Below are 15,571 nucleotides of genomic sequence, written 5' to 3'. Positions count from 1 at the left end.
CATCCAGGTTGACCAGCACCAGGCCGTTGCCATCGCGTTCGATCTGCAGCGATTCGAGATCAAAGCCCGTCGTCAGGCGACGGCCCCGGTTGTGTGAGTCGATCACCAGCGCGGCATCATTCTGCGCATTGACGTACCGGCCACATCGCAGCGGCGCGGGCGCGGGCGTGGAAGCGGAGGCTGCGGCCGGCGCCGGCGGGGTGGCCAGCAGCAGCGCAGTGACGACCAGAAACATTCGGAGCAGGGCAGGCATGCGACATCCTTGTCGAAGGCGGAACGCGGGAGGGGAGTCAGCGGAAGCGGCAGCGGATGTCCGGTCGCAGCAGGCGCCAACCCAGCCAGCCCTGCAGCCCCGCAAACAGCACCGAGGTGCCGACCAGTGTCAAGGTGAACAGCACACGCTGCACCTGCAGCTCATGCTGCGCCGTGGGGTCGCTGGCAAGCAGCGCGATCAACACCAGCAGCAGGCGATCCATCCACCAGGCGATCACGAAGTTGGCCAGCGCGCTCAGGCCCAGCATCCACATATAGGCCCACAGACCCCAGCGTCGCTCGCGCCACAGGCCCCAGCTGGCCAGGGTCGAGAACAGGCAGAGCAGGGCAACCAGCAGCGAGGTGGCCGCCGGGTGTTTCAGCATCCACCACAGGCTGCCGTCGAGCTGCTGTTCCCATGCCAGTGTCACCAGCGTGGTCCAGAACCCGGTACGGGCCAGTACCGCGGCCATCAGCGCCTGCGCGAGGAAATAGAGGGTGACCAGCAGGCTCAGCCAGAACGAGCCCTGCGCCACTGCGCCGACCCAGTTGCTGGGTGGCGGTGGGGCAGGTGCTGGAATCGAGGGAATCGAAGCTGACATCCGTTGTCCGGGTGAGCGATGCCCGCCGGGTCAGCGGGCCGTCGCCAGGGCAGCGACCGCCGGCAGGATATGGTGTTCACTCAAGGGTGCCAAGGGCTGGCCATGCGGCGGCTGCAGCGGCACCCAGGCCAGTTCGGCGATCTCCGCACGCGCGCACGGCTCACCTTCGATCCACACCCGCCAGGCCTGCGCCTGCACGCGATGGCCTGGCTCGTTCACTGCCCAGTCYTCGAAACTCCCGAGTGCGATGGCCGAAGCGGTGTGCAGCCGTACGCCCAGTTCCTCGTCCAGTTCGCGTGCCAGTGCCTGCAGGGGTGCTTCGCCCGGGTCGGGCTTGCCGCCTGGCTGGATGAAGCGGTTGGCACCGTGCTTGCGCACCACCAGTGCCCGGCCACGGTCATCGAGGATGACCGCGGCCACGATGTGGATCGTGGCCGCGGCAACACTCACTTCAGGTTCTGCTCGAACAGCTTGAGGATGCGCTTGTACTGGTCCAGCCAGGAATCGGCACGCACGTAGCCATGGCGCTCCAGCGGGTACGGCGCGATCGACCAGTTGTCCTTGTGCAGCTCGATCAGGCGCTGGGTCAGGTTCACCGAATCCTGGAAGAACACGTTGTCGTCCATCATGCCGTGSGCGATCAGCAGGTTGTCCTGCAGGTTCTGTGCGTACTCGATCGGCGAGGACACGCGGTACGCCTCCGGATCGATGTCCGGGGTGTTGAGGATGTTGCTGGTGTAGCCGTGGTTGTACTGGTGCCAGTCGACCACCGGACGCAGCGCGGCGCCGGCCTTGAACGTGCCCGGCGAGCGGAACAGGGCCATGAAGGTCATGAAGCCGCCGTAGGAGCCGCCGTAGATGCCGGCGTGGTCACGGTCACCCTGCTGGGTGTCGACCAGCCAGTCCAGGCCGTCCTTGTAGTCTTCCAGCTCCGGGTGGCCCATGTTGCGGTAGATCGCCGTGCGCCAGTCGCGGCCATAGCCTTCGCTGCCGCGGTAGTCCATGTCCAGCACGATGTAGCCCTTCTGCACCAGCAGGTTGTGGAACATCTGCTCGCGGAAGTAGGCCGGGTAGCGCTGGTGCACGTTCTGCAGGTAGCCGGCACCGTGCACGAACATCACGACCGGGTACTTCTTGCCGGGTTCCTTGTTTTCCGGCTCGTAGTACTTGGCCCAGACCACGCCGGCGCCATGCTTGGACGGCACCGCCACCAGCTTCGGCTGGATCCACTGGCGCGCCTTGTACTCGGCGGTACGGGTATCGGTCAGCACGCGCGCCTGGCCAGCGCCGGTACTCGGCACCACCGCCAGCTGCGCCGGCAGGTAGGCGCCGGAATAGCGCACCAGCAGCTGCTGGCCGTCCGGCGACAGCGAGAAATCTTCCACGCCATTGAGGCTGGTCAGCTCGCGCACCTGGCGGGCAGCGGTATCGACCGCGCAGACTTCGTAGTCATGCGGGGCCTGCTGGTTGCACAGGAAGTAGAAGCCCTTGCCGTCGGCCGACAGCACCGGCGCCGAGGTTTCCCACTTGCCGCTGGTCAGCGCCTGCGGCTTGCCGCCACCGGCCTGGGTGTACAGGTGCGAGAAGCCGGATTCCTCGGACAGCAGCCACAGCGTGCGGCCATCGGCCATCCAGCCGAAATCGTTGAAGCCCCAGTTGATCCAGGCGTTGTCGGTCAGCCGGTGGCGGTTCTGCACGCGGCCGTCGGCGGCAGCAACGCTGACGATCCAGCGGTCCTTGTTGTCGTTGGCGCGCAGCATCACCGCGGCCTGCTGGCCGTCAGCGCTCCAGCGGATGCCACCGCCCATGAAGTCGCTCATCACCTGCACGGTGCGGTCGCCCTTCAGTGCGTCCTTGCCGGCCTTGCGGCGCAGCTCGGCCAGCGGATCGGTGCCGATGCCCGGCAGGCTGGACAGCGACAGCTTCTCGGCCTTGCCGCTGCGTACATCCACGAACCACAGGGTGTGCGGCTCGAAGCCGTTGCGGCCGACGCGCTGGCGGGTGTCCTCGGTTTCCTCATAGCCCGACTCGGTCACGTACAGCGGCATCTTGCCGCCGCGGCCGTCATCGAAGTCCTTCGGCTTGGTGGTCACGATCAGGTGGCCCAGGTCCGGCGACAGCACGCTGTCGACGATCTCCACGTCGGCACCCAGGAACACCGGACCCGGTGCGCGGGTCGGGTCGGCCTGGCGCCAGCGCTGGTCCTGGTCCTTCAGCGCCTCGCGCTGTTCGCGGTCGCGGCGCAGGGTTTCCAGCGTGCGCAGCTGCTGGTCGCGCAGCACGTCGGCCTTCGGCGGCGTGCTGGGATCCTTTTCGGCTTTCAGGCTGGCCACCTGCTGCACGCCGCTGGCGGCGGTCCAGTGGAACCAGTTCTGGCCGACGCGCCAGATCACGCCATTGTCGGCGGCGAAGTTCACGCCGCTGGCGCGCTCGTTGCTGCGGGTCAGCTGGGTCAGTGCGCCGCTGCGCAGGTCGCGCACGAACACGTCGCCGTTGCGCACGAACGCGCTGCGCGTGCGGCTGCGGTCGTACACCGGATCGGCCACGTCCAGGCTGCCGCGCTGGTCATCGGCCACCTGCGCGGCCACGCCACCGGCGATCGGCTGGCGGAAGGTGTCGCGCACCGGGCTGCCGTTGCGCTTCAGCTGGTACTCCACCTGCTGGCTGTTCCACGACCACCAGGCCTTCTCCACCGGCGGACCGATCCAGTCCGGGTCGGCCATGGCCTGTTCGATGGTGATCGGTGTCGGCGCAGCCTGCGCGGCCGGAGCGGCCAGCACGGCAGACAGCAGGAGGGACAGGGGCAGCACTCGGGACATGGGCGGACAGCACCAGAAGAGGAAACCGGGCAAGCGTAGCAGCCGTCCCGGCCCCGGGCAGGGGCCACAGGTCATGGCAGCGGAATCGGCAAAGCGGTGCAACCGCTTGCCTTGGTCGCGCATCCAATCTCCTGAACCCGCATCATCTACCGGACAGGAGCACGACATGCAGGAACTCATCCCGATCACCCTCTTCATCTGCATCGCCTATGCGATCCATGCCATCGCCGATGCGCGTGCGCGCAGCAAGCTGGTGGCACCGCACGTGCCGGAGGAAGTCATCCGCTCGCTGGCGGTGCTGGAGGAGGAACGCCGCCGCCAGGGCGCCCTGCGCTGGGGCATCAGCCTGGTCTGCCTGGCGCTGGCCATGGCGCTGCTGGAGGCCATCGGTGCCCGCGACCTGACGTTCGGCGCAGCTGCCGCGCTGGTCGGCAGCGCAGGGCTGGGCCAGCTGCTGGCTTGGCACTTCACCCGCCCCGCCACGCGCAAGGGCTGAGCCGGCGCATGCTGCGGGCACAGGGGGAGTCCCACGCATGAGCCTGCTGGGGGAAGCGCTGGCTGCACTGCGGGGGCGGCGGCGCAATGTCCCCGTGGAGGAGCCCTCTGCGTGGTCGGACGACCGCGCCCTGGTGGGTGCGATCATCGACGGCTCGCAAGCGGCCTTCGCGCAGTTGGTGGAAACACATCAGCGCACCTGCGCGCATGTGATCGGGCGCATGGTCGGCGACCGCGACCAGGTGGCCGACCTGCTGCAGGAAACCTTCCTGGCCGTGTTCCGCCAGCTGCACCGGTTCCGTTTTGAATCTTCGTTGCGGACCTGGATTTCGCGCGTGGCCTACACCACCGCACTGCAGCACCTGCGGCGGCGGCGGCTGGAAGCGCAGTGGATGGTGGCGGTGGAGGTACCTGAAGAGCTGGGTATCGGCGATGAAGGGCCGGGCCCGGCCGAACTCAGCGAGGCGCTGCAGGCCGGCCGCCAACTGGGCGCGGCGCTGGAGCGGTTGAGTGCGCCGCAGCGCCTGATCGTCGGCCTGCACTACCTGGAGGATTTCGATCTGGCCGAGATCGAGCAGGTGACCGGGCTGGCCCGGGGTACCATCAAGAGCCACCTGCACCGTGCGCGCCAGGTCCTGAAACAGGAGCTGGTGAAGCACGCCACCGCCGGAGAACTGTTGTGAGCCGACCAACCGATTCCCGCGAACCCGACGAGCGTGCGCTCTCGCAGGCCTTGCATGAACAGGTAAGGCAGGACGAGGTGCCGGATGTGAGCGAAGCGCTGCAGAAGCGGATTGCGTCCGAGTCGCGCGACAGCAGCGTGGGCTATGCGGTGGTGCAGATCGTGTTGCTGGGCGCGTTGCTGGCGATGGGCGTCTGGTATTTCTGGCGGTGAACGCCCCGCCGGGCATGGCCCGGCGCTACCGCGTGAATCAGCACCCCGCCGGGCATGGCCCGGCGCTACCGCGTGAATCAGCACCTCGCCGGGCATGGCCCGGAGCCACCAATGATGAAATGACGTGTAGCGCCGGGCCATGCCCGGCGGCGTCCACGCACCCTGCGACAAAGTGAAGCAGCGCGTCACCCGGTCGCATCCCGGCTTAACGATATCCCCCTAAAGTGGTCTGGTATCCCACCGGCACCTGGCAGGAGGCGTCCCTTGGACGCGTTGTTGTTGTCGCGGATCCAGTTCGGATTCGTCATCAGTTTCCACGTACTGTTCCCGGCCTTCACCATCGGTACGGCCAGCTGGCTGGCCTTCATCGAATGGCGCTGGCTGCGCACGAAATTGCCCGTCTGGCGCGAGCTGTATTTCTTCTGGCAGAAGATCTTCGCAGTGTCCTTCGGCATGGGCGTGGTCAGCGGCATCGTCATGGCCTTCCAGTTCGGCACCAACTGGCCGCGGCTGAGCGAAGTGGCCGGTACGGTCATCGGACCGCTGCTGACCTACGAAGTGCTGACCGCGTTCTTCCTCGAAGCCAGCTTCCTCGGCGTGATGATGTTCGGCTGGGGCCGGGTGTCGCCGCGCCTGCATTTCCTGTCCACCTGCATGGTGGCGCTGGGCACGCTGTTCTCTACCTTCTGGATCCTCTCGTCCAACAGCTGGCTGCATACGCCGGCCGGCTACGAGATGGTCAACGGCATCGTGCATCCCGTCGACTGGTGGCAGGTGGTGTTCAATCCGTCCTTCCCGTACCGGCTGGCGCACATGGCGCTGGGTTCGTTCATCACCACCTGTTTCGTGATCGGTGGTGTGGGCGCGTGGTATCTGCGCAGGGGAACGCACGTGGAAGCGGGGCGGCGGATGTTGATCGCGGCGGTGGCGTTCGCGGCGCTGACCGTGCCGGTGCAGATCTTCGTCGGCGACATGCATGGCCTGAACACGCTCAAGCACCAGCCGATGAAGATCGCGGCGATGGAAGCGCACTGGCATGAGACCAAGGAGGGCGAGGGCGTGCCGCTGGTGGTGTTCGCGCTGCCCAACGAGAAGGAGGAGCGCAACGATTTCGAGGTGGCCATTCCCAAGCTCGGCAGCGTGATCCTCACCCACACCCTGGACGGTACGTTCGATCCGCTGACGTCGGTGCCGGCCAGCGAACGGCCGCCGGTGACGCCGGTGTTCTTCGCCTTCCGCATCATGGTCGGGCTGGGCACGCTGATGCTGGTGCTGGCCTGGGTCTCGGCCTTCCAGCTGTGGCGGAAGAAGCTGCTGGCCTCGCCGTGGCTGCTGCGTGGCTGGAACTGGATGCTGCCCAGCGGCTTCATCGCGCTGCTGTCGGGCTGGTTCGTCACCGAGATGGGGCGGCAGCCGTGGGTGGTCTATGGCGTGCTGCGTACCGCCGATGCCGTTGGCCCGCAGAGTGCATGGATGACCGCGCTGTCGCTGGGTGTCTATGTGATCGGCTATGCCTTCGTGTTCGGCTGGGGCATCTGGTACCTGGTGAAGATCCTGCGCCACGGCCCGCAGCCGTACGACGAAGGCCCGTCGCTGGACCATGGCAGCCACACCCCGGCGCGGCCGCTGTCGGCCGCCGACGAACCGCTGGAGGAGCGCTGACATGGACCTGATGACCTGGCTGCCGGTGGCATGGTTCGCGGTGATCGGCTTTGGCGTGCTGATGTACGTGGTGCTGGACGGCTTCGTGCTCGGCATCGGCATCCTCGCCCCGTTCGCCGAGGACGAGGAACAGCTGGACCTGATGATGAACACCGCCGCGCCGATCTGGGACGGCAACGAGACCTGGCTGGTGCTCGGCGGCGCTGGCCTGATGGCCGCCTTCCCGAAGGYCTATGCCGTACTGCTGTCGGCGCTGTACCTGCCGGTGCTGCTGCTGGTGGTGGCGCTGGTGTTCCGTGGCGTGGCCTTCGAGTTCCGTTTCAAGGCGCACCGTTCACGGCGGCTGTGGAGCGTGGCGTTCGGCCTCGGTTCGCTGCTGGCCACCTTTGCCCAGGGCGTGATCCTCGGCACGCTGGTGCAGGGCCTGCCGCTGGTCGATGGCGTGTACCAGGGCGGCGCGTTCGGCTGGTTCAGCCCGTTTGCGATGCTGACCGGTGCCGCGCTGGTAGCCGGCTACGCACTGCTGGGCAGCACCTGGCTGATCCTGAAGACCGAAGGCCGCGTGCAGGCGCTGGCCCGACAGATGACCCGCCCGCTGGTGGTGGCGGTGATCGCGGCAATGGGCCTGGTCAGCAGCTGGCTGCCGTTCCTGCAGTCGCGGCTGATGGACCGCTGGTTCAGCGACGGCAACTTCTGGTGGCTGTCGCCGGTGCCGCTGCTGACCTTGGCGGTGGCCATCGCGCTGTGGCGCAGCGCCACCCATCCGCGTCGCGACCTGCCGCCGTTCCTGCTCAGCCTGGCCTTGTTCGTGCTCGGCTTCGCTGGCCTGGTGCTGGGCATGTGGCCGTACCTGCTGCCGCCGTCGATGACGCTGTGGCAGGCCGCCGCGCCGGCCTCGTCGCTGGGCTTCACCCTGGTGGGGCTGGTGGTGCTGCTGCCGGTGATCCTGGGCTATACGGCATGGTCCTACCGGGTGTTCCGCGGCAAGGTACGCGCCGACGCCGGCTATCACTGAACCGGTTCGCTGGATCGGTCCATGCGGGGGGCGGTCGCTGACCGCTCCCCGTTGTGCTTTGTGAAACATGTCATCCCTGTGTCGGACGTGCTAGCGTGCGCTCCTTTCCGGCAGCCAGGGGGGCAGCCGGCGACGTCCTGGACGGATGCATGGCTGCAGGAATGGGGGGCAGCCGCGTGTCGCCGTAATGGCTCGAGACTCTCGTTCGCCCATCGAAACATCACCGGTAATGATCGAATTTTCCGTTGTCGACTGGGCCGCCTGGGCGCCTGGCCTGACCGAGCGTAGCCAATGGATGGGCTGGGCCGGAGCACCGTTCCTGCCGCAGGGCGAGGACACGCCGGCGCTGGCCGAGATTCCGGCCATGCAGCGCCGCCGGATCGAGCGCCTGGGCCGCATGGCGATCCAGGCCGCGTGCTGGTGCGAGGACGGGCAGGGCGCTGACAGCCAGGTACCGCTGGTGTTCGCCAGCCGCCATGGCGATGTCGCCCGATCGATGGACCTGCTGGGCTCGCTGGTGGCCGATCAGCCGCTGTCGCCCACCGGCTTCGGCCTGTCGGTGCACAACGCGATCGCCGCGCTGTACTCGATCGCCCGCGGTCACCGGGGCAACTACCTGGCGTTGTCCGCTGGCCAGTCGACGGTGGAAGCGGCGTGCCTGGAGGCCGTCGGCCTGCTTGGTGATGGTGCCAGTGAAGTGCGGATCGTGGTCTATGAGTCGCCGTTGCCCGACGTTTACGCCGAATTCGCCGACGAACCCGACCCGTTCTTCGCCTGGTGCTGGCGCCTGGCACCCGCCGGTAATGCCGGCGGCAGCGATCTTTCGCTGTCCTGGCAGGTCGCCGGCGACGCCGGGCCGACCGCGCCGGGCGTGCTGCCGCATGCGCTGGACCTGCACCGCTTCCTGCTGGCCGGGGATCCGCAGCTGCAGCACGTGACCCAAGGCCAACGCTGGTCCTGGCGCCGCCGTGGCTGAGGCGCTGCGCCGCCTTGATCATGCCTGGCGGGTGTTCGGCACCGGCCTCAGCTTCGCCGCGTTTGGCGTCGGCGGTCTGTTGCTGGGCGTGCTGGTGATGCCGGTGCTGCTGCTGATGCGCGACCCGGTGGCGCGTCGCCGCCGGGCCCGCCGGCTGGTCCAGCGCGCCTTCGCCAGCCATGTGTGGCTGATGTGCCGGCTGGGGGTGATGACCCTGCAGGTCGACGGGCGCGAACGCCTGCAGCGCGACGGCCTGCTGGTGCTGGCCAACCACCCGACCCTGATCGACGTGGTCTGCCTGATCGCCCTGCTGCCCAACGCCGACTGCGTTGTGAAGCGGGCGGTGGCCTGCAACCCGTTCATGCGCGGCCCGGTGCGTGCCGCCGGTTACATCTCCAATGACGACGGCGCTGGGCTGGTCGATGACTGCGCGGCGGCCGTGCACGCCGGCGGCACCCTGGTGATCTTCCCGGAAGGCACCCGCAGCGTGCCGGGGCAGCCGTTGCGGCTGCAGCGTGGCGCGGCCAACATCGCCGTGCGCGGGCGCCTGGACATCACCCCGGTGCGCATCACCTGCACCCCGCCGACGTTGACCAAGGGCCAGAAGTGGTATCGTGTACCCTCACGTCGTTTTCACGTTCAGCTGCAGATCGGCGAAGATATCCCGATCGCGCCGTTCCTGGCCGAAGATGACTCGCCAAGGGGGGATGCCCTGGCGGCCCGTCGCGTCACCGACCACCTCACTCGTTATTTCGACCTGTCTGGAGATCCGACCCGTGCAAGCACTTGAGCACGAGATCAAGGAATTGATCATTTCCTCGCTTTCACTGGAGGACATCACCCCGGAGGACATCGATCCGACCGCGCCTCTGTTCGTGGAAGGCCTCGGCCTGGACTCGRTMGATGCMCTGGAACTGGGCCTGGCGCTGCAGAAGAAGTACGGTGTCAGCCTCTCGGCCGACTCGGAAGAAACCCGTCGCCATTTCTCCAGCGTGCGCGCGCTCGGCGAGTTCGTCGCCGCCCGCCAGTCGTAAGGCGCCAGGAACTGCCATGACCAAGAATGAACTGTTCGAGCGCATCGTCCGCATCCTGACCGACAGCTTCGAGATCGAGCCGGCGCGGATCAGCCCGGAATCGCGCCTGTACGACGACCTGGACATCGACAGCATCGATGCCGTGGACCTGATCGTGCAGCTCAAGCCGCTGCTCGGCCGCAACCTGCAGCCTGAAGCGTTCAAGGCCGTGCGCACCGTGCAGGACATCGTTGATGTCGTGCATGGCCTGCTGCCCGGTCAGGCCGCTGCCTGACAGCAGCACGGACGCCGCGACCATGGCACGGGCACGCATGGTCGTGGTGGCAGCGATTTCGCTTGCCTATCCGGTGCTGGTCTACCTGGCGATGGGCCGCTTCGAGCCACGCTGGCTGTCGCTGCTGCTGTTCGCGCTGGCCCTGCTGCGCGCGCTGAGCACCCGCCAGCCCTTGTGGTGGGCCGCCGCCGCCGGCGCGGGCCTGCTGGCCGGGCTGGCCACCGTGCTCAACCAGGCCCTGCCGCTGAAGCTGTACCCGGCGCTGGTGAACGTGGTGATGTTGACGGTGTTCGCCACCAGCCTGCGCTTCGGTCCGCCGCTGGTGGAGCGCCTGGCGCGCCTGCAGGAGCCGGACCTGCCACCGTTCGCGGTGGTCTATACCCGCCGCGTCACCCAGGTGTGGTGCGGCTTTTTCGTTCTCAATGGTGGTCTCGCCCTGCTCACCGCGCTGTATGCGTCGGACCGGGTCTGGATGCTCTACAACGGATTGTTGGCGTACGTGATGATGGGATTGTTGTTCGGGGGCGAATGGCTGGTACGGCGTCGGGTCAAGGCAGCGCACGCGCATGGCTGACTGGATTGCCCTGGACCGGCTGCTGATCGCGGCGCAGCCCGGTCGTGACATCGGTATCTGCGATGGCACTGCCCTCGACCATGTCGCCTTCCGCCTGCGCGTACTGGCCTGGCATGACGCTTTCAGCGCTGCCGAAGGTCGTGACTGGGCGCTCTACTTCGATGACACCGTGGCCTTCGCTGCGGCGTTGTTCGGTGCCTGGCATGCCGGCAAGCGGGTGTTCCTGGCCGCCGACAACCTGCCCGCGACATTGCAGGCGCTGCAGCTGCAGGTGAGTGGCTTCGCAGGTGACCTGTCGGCGGATTACCAGCCGTTGCAGGCCACCAACAGCGCCGCCGCCGACGTGGTGCTGCTGCCGTTGGACGAGCGCGCCTGCGAACTGTGCGTGTTCACCTCCGGCAGCACCGGCCAACCCAGCGCGATCAGCAAGCGGCTGGACCAGCTGGCGCGCGAAGTCGATGCGCTGCAGGCCGCCTTCGGCGCCCAGCTCGACGGGGCCCAGGTGCATGGCACCGTGTCCCACCAGCATATCTACGGCCTGCTGTTCCGCGTGCTGTGGCCGCTGGCTGCCGGCCGTGCGATCCAGCCCCGGCGCTTCTTCCACGAAGACCTGGTGGGCGCGCTGGCCGGTACCGACACGGTGCTGGTGGCGACTCCGGCCCATCTCAAGCGCCTGCCCGAGCAGCTCGACTGGGCCAGCCTGCACGGCCGCCTGCGTGCGGTGTTCTCCTCCGGCGGCCCGCTGCCCGAGGACGCCGCGCGCCAGGTCCGCCAGTGGTTGGGCGTGGCGCCCACCGAGGTTTACGGCAGCAGTGAAACCGGTGGCATCGCCTGGCGCCGCTGGGACACCGATGCACCGCCGTGGCAGCCGTTGCCGGGCGTGCAGTGGCGGATCGAGGAGGACTGCCTGGCGGTGGCCTCGCCGCACCTGGAGACGTTGGACTGGTGGCGCACCCAGGATCGCGTGGAAGCATTGGCCGATGGCCGTTTCCGCCTGCTGGGCCGTGCCGACCGCATCGTCAAGATCGAAGAACGCCGCGTTTCGCTGGATGCACTGGAGCGCGCACTGCGCGAGGATCCAGAAGTCGAGGACGTGCGCGTGCTGGTGCTGCAGGGCCAGCGCGAGCAGCTTGCGGCCGTGGTGGTGCCGGCCGATCCGGCGTTGGCACGTGCCGGTGACGGCGCACGGCGTGCGCTGGGACAGCGGCTCGGTGCGCGGTTGGCGCAGGGCCACGATGCGGTCACCCGGCCGCGGCGCTGGCGCCTGGTCGCATCGCTGCCGATCAATGCCCAGGGCAAGGTCACCCAGGCCGCACTGGTGGCGTTGTTCCAGCCGATGATGCCGGTGCCGGTCTGGGACTGTCGCGACGAGGCGGCGGCCACCCTGCGGATGACGCTGGACCCCGCGCTGCGCGCGTTCCAGGGCCACTTCCCGCAGGCGGCGATCCTGCCCGGCGTCGCCCAGCTGGACTGGGCAGTTCGCTTCGGCCGCCAGGCCTTCGTGTTGCCGGTTGGTTTCCAGCGCATGGATGCAGTGAAGTTCCAGCGCGTGGCCCGCCCCGGCGACGAGCTGACCCTGCACCTGGACTGGGACACCGGGCGCGGCGTGCTGACGTTCCGCTACACCTCGGTGCATGGCGTGCACGCCAGCGGCAGGGTGGTGTTCGCCGATGCGCATTGAGCCGGCCACCGCTGGCGGCGCGTTCGCGCCGCTGGTGGTCATTCCCGTGTACGACCACGAACGCGCCATCGGCGCGGTCGTCGATGGCGTGCAGGCTGCGGGCCTGCCCTGCCTGCTGGTCGACGATGGCTCGCAGCCGTCCTGCGCRCTGGTGCTGCGGGAACTGGCACAGCGAGCGGGTGTCGACCTGCTGCGGCTGGACGTGAACCAGGGCAAGGGCGGTGCGATGCTGGCTGGTTTCGCCGAAGCGCAGCGTCGCGGGTATACCCATGTGCTGCAGATCGATGCCGACGGCCAGCACGACACCGGCGACCTGCCGCGCTTCATCGACGCCGCCCGCGCGCGGCCGGACGCCGTGATCTGCGGTATTCCCGCCTACGATGCCAGTGTGCCGAAGGCGCGCCTGTATGGTCGCTACGCCACCCACATCTGGGTGTGGATCAACACGCTGTCGCTGCACCTGCGCGACACCATGTGTGGATTCCGGGTGTATCCGCTGCCGCCGGTGCTGCGCCTGGTCGGCGAGGAAACCATCGGCCGGCGCATGGATTTCGACACCGAAGTGATGGTGCGCCTGTACTGGCGACAGGTACCGGTCGACCACCTGGCTACGCGGGTGACCTATCCCGCCGACGGCGTTTCGCATTTCGATGTGTGGCGCGACAACGTGCGCATCAGCCGCATGCATACCCGGCTGTTCTTCGGCATGCTCTGGCGCGCGCCGCGCCTGCTGTGGCGCCGCCTGYAGGGGCAGGGCTGAGATGAGCCACGCGCACGACGCCCCGCACTGGGCCGACATCGGCGAGTCCACGTCGGTGGCCGGCGTGCTGTTCCTGTGCTGGGTGCACCGCTGGTTCGGGCGCTGGCCGTTCCACCTCTGCGTGTGGCCGGTCGTGGCCTGCCACTGGCTGGGCAACCGCGTTGGTCGCCAGGCCTCGATGCAGTACCTGCAGCGGCTGCAGGCCCATGCCGGTGCGCTGGGCCATGCGCCCACCCGGCGCGACAGCCTGCGCCACTTCTTCAGCTTCGCCGACACGATGCTGGACAAGATTCTCGGCCTCGGCGGCCGCTATCCGCCCGAGCGCATCCGCCTGCAGCGTGACCTGGTGCTGGGCAGGATTGCGCGCCGCGAAGGCGGCCTGATCCTGACCGCACACATCGGCTGCCTGGAACTGTGCCAGGTGCTGGCCGAGCAGGTGCCGGGCTTCCGCATCACCGTGCTGGTGCATACCGCGCACGCGCAGCGCTTCAACCGGCTGCTGCAACGGCTGGACCCGCTGGCCGCGGTGGAGCTGGTGCAGGTTACCGAGATGGGCCCGGCCACGGCGATGATGCTGGCCGACAAGGTCGCCTCGGGTGGCTTCGTCGCCATCGTTGGCGACCGCGTGCCGGTGCAGGGCGGGCGCAGCGTGACGGCTGATTTCCTCGGCCACCGCGCGCCGTTCCCGATCGGCGCCTACGTGCTGGCGGCCGCGCTCGGCTGCCCGGTCTACACGATGTCGTGCCTGCACCAGGGCGACGGCTATCGAGTGGCATTCGAACAGTTCGCCGACCGCGTGGTGCTGCCGCGCGGTTCACGCGATGCCGCACTGGCCGAACAGGCGCAGCGCTTCGCGCGCTGGCTGGAACTCCAGGTCATCCAGTCCCCGCTGGACTGGTTCAATTTCTTCCCCTTCTGGGATCAGGCTCCTCATGACGATTGACGCCGTACCCGTGTGCCGTTTCGGCGATGCACCGCTGACCATCGAAGACGTGGTCGCCCTGGCCCAGCGCAAGTGCGAGGCCGCGCTGAGCGATGTGCCTGCGTTCCGCGCACATATCCAGCGTGGTGCCGACTTCCTCGACCGCCTGCTGCGCGAGGATGGCGTCATCTATGGCGTGACCACCGGCTACGGTGATTCGTGCACGGTGAACATTCCGCCGGCACTGGTCGCCGAGCTGCCGCACCACCTGTACACCTACCATGGCTGCGGCCTGGGCCGTTACCTGGACCCGGCCGAGACCCGCGCCGTGCTGGCCGCGCGCCTGGCCTCGCTGGTGCGCGGCATGTCCGGCGTCAGCGTGCCGTTGCTGGAAGGCCTGGCCACGCTGCTGCAGCACGACGTGCTGCCGTTGATTCCGGCCGAAGGCTCGGTGGGCGCCAGTGGCGACCTGACCCCGCTGTCGTACGTGGCGGCCGTGCTGTGCGGCGAACGCGAGGTGCTGCACGACGGCCGCGTACAGCCGGCTGCCGACGTGCTGGCGAAGATCGGCATGACGCCGCTGAAGCTGCGGCCGAAGGAAGGCCTGGCGATCATGAACGGCACGGCGGTGATGACCGGCCTGGCCTGCCTGGCCTGGCAGCGCGCCGATTACCTGGCACGCATGGCCACGCGCCTGACCGCGTTCAACGTGCTGTCCAGCGATGGCAACGCGCACCATTTCGATGAAACCCTGTTCGCCGCCAAGCCGCACCCGGGGCAGTCGCGCATTGCCGCACGCCTGCGCAGCGACCTGCACAGCGAGCGCCCGCCGCGCAACGAGCAGCGCCTGCAGGACCGCTACTCGCTGCGCTGCGCGCCGCACGTGATCGGCGTGCTGGAAGACACCCTGCCGTTCCTGCGACAGCTGATCGAAACCGAACTGAACAGCGCCAACGACAACCCGCTGATCGACGCCGACGGCGAGCGCATCCTGCACGGTGGCCACTTCTACGGCGGGCACATCGCGCTGGCGATGGACACGCTGAAGAATACGGTTGCCAACATCGCCGACCTGCTCGACCGGCAGCTGGCGCTGGTGGTCGACGCCCGCTACAACCACGGCCTGCCGGCCAACCTGTCGGCGGCCACCGGCCCGCGCGCGGCGATCAACCATGGCCTGAAGGCGCTGCAGATCAGCGTTTCGGCGTGGACGGCCGAGGCCCTGAAGCAGACCATGCCGGCCTCGGTGTTCTCGCGGTCCACCGAATGCCACAACCAGGACAAGGTCAGCATGGGCACCATCGCCGCGCGCGACTGCCTGCGCGTGATCGAGCTGACTGAGCAGGTGGTGGCGGCCATGCTGATCGCTGCCCGCCAGGGCCTGGCGCTGCGCGAACGGGTTGGCATGAACGCGCAGCTGCATGGCAGTCTGGCCGACATGTACGCCGACCTGGGGCAGCGCATCGCCCTGGTCGAAGAAGACCGCGCGCTGGATCGCGAACTGCGGGAACTGCTGGTGGAGATCCGCGCGCAACGCTGGGAGCTGTATGTCGGTGAATGAAGGCAACGAACTGGTCGGTGAGGTCGAGCTGGCCCCCGCTTTCCATGAC

Annotated in this window: 18 protein-coding genes; 14 read left to right on the top strand and 4 right to left on the bottom strand. The window is 68.2% G+C overall.

All coding sequences use genetic code 11. The annotated features are described in order from the left end of the window. The 4 genes from AC1VAN_RS00410 to AC1VAN_RS00395 form a co-directional block, all read right to left on the bottom strand. The coding region (locus AC1VAN_RS00410; RefSeq protein ID WP_480985064.1) for a hypothetical protein at window positions 1-253 on the bottom strand (253 nt) is incomplete at its 3' end. Window positions 254-290: 37 nt separating this feature from the next. After that, window positions 291-854 (bottom strand): hypothetical protein, encoded by a 564-nt coding sequence (locus tag AC1VAN_RS00405; RefSeq protein ID WP_282279577.1) that lies wholly within the window; start codon window positions 852-854, stop codon window positions 291-293. 30 nt (window positions 855-884) lie between these two features. Then, the gene (locus AC1VAN_RS00400; protein ID WP_282279576.1) at window positions 885-1,304 is read right to left on the bottom strand and encodes an NUDIX hydrolase; all 420 of its coding nucleotides are present in this window, start codon (window positions 1,302-1,304) and stop codon (window positions 885-887) included. After that, entirely contained in the window at window positions 1,301-3,673 is a 2,373-nt protein-coding gene (locus tag AC1VAN_RS00395; protein ID WP_282279575.1) for a S9 family peptidase, read from the bottom strand. The genes AC1VAN_RS00400 and AC1VAN_RS00395 overlap by 4 nt, the downstream gene beginning before the upstream one ends. Before the next feature lie 166 nt (window positions 3,674-3,839). Between AC1VAN_RS00395 and AC1VAN_RS00390 the strand changes: the two genes are divergently transcribed. From AC1VAN_RS00390 to AC1VAN_RS00325, 14 genes are all read left to right on the top strand, one after another. Further along, window positions 3,840-4,169, top strand: coding sequence for a hypothetical protein (locus AC1VAN_RS00390; RefSeq protein WP_025878030.1), 330 nt, complete (start codon window positions 3,840-3,842; stop codon window positions 4,167-4,169). Between the two features lie 37 nt (window positions 4,170-4,206). Next, window positions 4,207-4,851, top strand: a complete 645-nt coding sequence (locus AC1VAN_RS00385) for an RNA polymerase sigma factor (protein ID WP_025878028.1) — start codon at window positions 4,207-4,209, stop codon at window positions 4,849-4,851. Then, window positions 4,848-5,063, top strand: a complete 216-nt coding sequence (locus tag AC1VAN_RS00380; RefSeq protein ID WP_032976798.1) for a membrane protein — start codon at window positions 4,848-4,850, stop codon at window positions 5,061-5,063. The genes AC1VAN_RS00385 and AC1VAN_RS00380 overlap by 4 nt, the downstream gene beginning before the upstream one ends. Window positions 5,064-5,327: 264 nt before the next feature. Continuing rightward, the gene (locus AC1VAN_RS00375) at window positions 5,328-6,725 is read left to right on the top strand and encodes a cytochrome ubiquinol oxidase subunit I (RefSeq protein ID WP_080149570.1); all 1,398 of its coding nucleotides are present in this window, start codon (window positions 5,328-5,330) and stop codon (window positions 6,723-6,725) included. Window position 6,726: 1 nt separating this feature from the next. After that, entirely contained in the window at window positions 6,727-7,740 is a 1,014-nt protein-coding gene (gene cydB / locus AC1VAN_RS00370) for a cytochrome d ubiquinol oxidase subunit II (protein WP_480985063.1), read from the top strand. Between the two features lie 229 nt (window positions 7,741-7,969). Next, window positions 7,970-8,716: a beta-ketoacyl synthase chain length factor gene (locus tag AC1VAN_RS00365; RefSeq protein ID WP_442251998.1), complete on the top strand. Its 747-nt coding sequence runs from the start codon at window positions 7,970-7,972 to the stop codon at window positions 8,714-8,716. Beyond that, the gene (locus AC1VAN_RS00360) at window positions 8,709-9,506 is read left to right on the top strand and encodes a lysophospholipid acyltransferase family protein (protein WP_025878020.1); all 798 of its coding nucleotides are present in this window, start codon (window positions 8,709-8,711) and stop codon (window positions 9,504-9,506) included. The genes AC1VAN_RS00365 and AC1VAN_RS00360 overlap by 8 nt, the downstream gene beginning before the upstream one ends. Next, window positions 9,493-9,750, top strand: a complete 258-nt coding sequence (locus AC1VAN_RS00355; RefSeq protein WP_480985062.1) for a phosphopantetheine-binding protein — start codon at window positions 9,493-9,495, stop codon at window positions 9,748-9,750. The genes AC1VAN_RS00360 and AC1VAN_RS00355 overlap by 14 nt, the downstream gene beginning before the upstream one ends. A 16-nt stretch (window positions 9,751-9,766) precedes the next feature. Continuing rightward, window positions 9,767-10,024, top strand: coding sequence for an acyl carrier protein (locus AC1VAN_RS00350; RefSeq protein ID WP_025878014.1), 258 nt, complete (start codon window positions 9,767-9,769; stop codon window positions 10,022-10,024). A gap of 22 nt (window positions 10,025-10,046) precedes the next feature. Next, window positions 10,047-10,598 carry a COG4648 family protein gene (locus AC1VAN_RS00345; RefSeq protein ID WP_025878012.1) on the top strand — a complete coding sequence of 184 codons (552 nt, stop codon included), beginning with the start codon at window positions 10,047-10,049 and terminating at the stop codon, window positions 10,596-10,598. Further along, window positions 10,591-12,279, top strand: coding sequence for an ApeI family dehydratase (locus AC1VAN_RS00340; RefSeq protein ID WP_313445079.1), 1,689 nt, complete (start codon window positions 10,591-10,593; stop codon window positions 12,277-12,279). Before AC1VAN_RS00345 ends, AC1VAN_RS00340 begins: the two co-directional genes overlap by 8 nt. Then, window positions 12,269-13,039: a glycosyltransferase family 2 protein gene (locus tag AC1VAN_RS00335; protein WP_480985061.1), complete on the top strand. Its 771-nt coding sequence runs from the start codon at window positions 12,269-12,271 to the stop codon at window positions 13,037-13,039. Before AC1VAN_RS00340 ends, AC1VAN_RS00335 begins: the two co-directional genes overlap by 11 nt. A gap of 1 nt (window position 13,040) precedes the next feature. Next, a complete protein-coding gene (locus tag AC1VAN_RS00330) occupies window positions 13,041-13,982 on the top strand; it encodes an LpxL/LpxP family acyltransferase (RefSeq protein ID WP_442251996.1) in 942 nt (313 codons plus the stop codon). Continuing rightward, on the top strand, window positions 13,972-15,522 hold the full coding sequence (locus AC1VAN_RS00325; protein WP_025878005.1) for an HAL/PAL/TAL family ammonia-lyase: 1,551 nt from the start codon (window positions 13,972-13,974) through the stop codon (window positions 15,520-15,522). Before AC1VAN_RS00330 ends, AC1VAN_RS00325 begins: the two co-directional genes overlap by 11 nt. Window positions 15,523-15,571 lie beyond the last annotated feature (49 nt).

The organism is Stenotrophomonas sp. 05L44_2, from assembly GCF_056665995.1.
This window is presented reverse-complemented; position numbering and strand designations above follow the sequence as displayed.

What these genes read in the sequence shown, in the direction of transcription:
- AC1VAN_RS00405 (WP_282279577.1), bottom strand. Translation starts at nt 854, where the DNA reads ATGTCAGCTTCGATTCCCTCGATTCCAGCACCTGCCCCACCGCCACCC.
- AC1VAN_RS00390 (WP_025878030.1), top strand. Translation starts at nt 3,840, where the DNA reads ATGCAGGAACTCATCCCGATCACCCTCTTCATCTGCATCGCCTATGCG.
- AC1VAN_RS00385 (WP_025878028.1), top strand. Translation starts at nt 4,207, where the DNA reads ATGAGCCTGCTGGGGGAAGCGCTGGCTGCACTGCGGGGGCGGCGGCGC.
- AC1VAN_RS00365 (WP_442251998.1), top strand. Translation starts at nt 7,970, where the DNA reads ATGATCGAATTTTCCGTTGTCGACTGGGCCGCCTGGGCGCCTGGCCTG.
- AC1VAN_RS00350 (WP_025878014.1), top strand. Translation starts at nt 9,767, where the DNA reads ATGACCAAGAATGAACTGTTCGAGCGCATCGTCCGCATCCTGACCGAC.
- AC1VAN_RS00345 (WP_025878012.1), top strand. Translation starts at nt 10,047, where the DNA reads ATGGCACGGGCACGCATGGTCGTGGTGGCAGCGATTTCGCTTGCCTAT.
- AC1VAN_RS00340 (WP_313445079.1), top strand. Translation starts at nt 10,591, where the DNA reads ATGGCTGACTGGATTGCCCTGGACCGGCTGCTGATCGCGGCGCAGCCC.
- AC1VAN_RS00330 (WP_442251996.1), top strand. Translation starts at nt 13,041, where the DNA reads ATGAGCCACGCGCACGACGCCCCGCACTGGGCCGACATCGGCGAGTCC.
- AC1VAN_RS00325 (WP_025878005.1), top strand. Translation starts at nt 13,972, where the DNA reads ATGACGATTGACGCCGTACCCGTGTGCCGTTTCGGCGATGCACCGCTG.